Origin of the sequence: Caldicellulosiruptor sp. F32 (assembly GCF_000404025.1) — a bacterium.
Lineage (GTDB): Bacteria > Bacillota > Thermoanaerobacteria > Caldicellulosiruptorales > Caldicellulosiruptoraceae > Caldicellulosiruptor > Caldicellulosiruptor saccharolyticus.
Genome location: NZ_APGP01000108.1, coordinates 1 through 1,174, shown reverse-complemented (window position 1 = coordinate 1,174; position 1,174 = coordinate 1). Strand labels below are relative to the sequence as shown.

Annotated in this window: 1 pseudogene; it reads left to right on the top strand. The window is 37.3% G+C overall.

The annotated features are described in order from the left end of the window. Positions 1-1,174 (top strand): annotated as a pseudogene (locus H964_RS09680) (hypothetical protein); the annotation flags it as partial.

Here is a 1,174-nt window from a genome sequence, read left to right as displayed (position 1 = left end):
GCAAGCAAATCCAAGGTACTATTATGACGAGAAAACAAACTCATTTTGTATAGAGAACTATCAGCTTTCAAAACCATTCTCGAGTTTTTTGCCCGGGATTGCAGGTATATTTGGAATTCCACTTTGGTGCTTTTATGTGAACAGAGGGCAGTGTATAGTGTCGTTCGGAACAAAGAACAAAGACGGGGCAATTTTAGAATTTTTGCCGGCCGACAGGGCTTACAGGCTTGCATCAACCCACGGGTTTAGAACCTTCTTGAAACTGAACAAAAACCTCTTTTATGAACCTTTTCAAATAGAAAATTTACTCAACTTTGCAAAAAGCAAGATGTCCATTTTTGCTGACCATCTTGAGATTTGCGAAGAAAATCCAAATATTGGTATCAAGACAGAAGTGAGGTATTACACTCTTCCAAACAAGAATGTGGCTTCTCTTGTGAGGGAGATAAAAGTAACAAATATCTCACAAAGGCCTGTGGATATTGAAGCTTTAGACGGGCTTGCCTTGATTGTTCCATACGGCAAAAGTGATTTTGCACTGAAGAACATGAGCAGGACAAGTGAGGCATGGAATTTTGTTGAGAATTTAGACAAAAAAGCTCCATACTTTAGATTTCATTCATCTTCTGAGGACACAACAGAAGTTTTTGAAATAAAAGAGGGGAATTTCTTTGTAAGCTTTGACAATACGCAGGGCGGCTTTGAAAGATGCGATGTTATAATTGACCCAAAGATTATTTTTGGAATAAGCTCAGAAATAGCAAAGCCTTATGAGTTTATCTTTTCAGATAGGCTTGAAATATCAAATCAGGTTTTTGCGAACAAGACATGCTGCGCTTTTGCTTATGCAAGGAGGACTTTAGATCCACAGCAGACTTTGATTTTATACAGCATTATAGGACATGCAAAAAGCATTGATGAACTAAACTGCTTTGTTGATTCTATTTGCTCTTCTGAGTTTTTTGACAAAGCGTTTGAAGAGAACAAAGCTATAATTGATGCTATTGTTGCAAACAATACAATTGTGACTTCAGACAAAAAATTAGATGAGTATGCCAAAATGTGCTATCTTGACAATATCTTGCGCGGCGGTGTGCCTTTCACAATTGATCATGATGACAAAAAGGATGTTATATATCTGTTTTCACGAAAACATGGGGATTTGGAAAGAGAT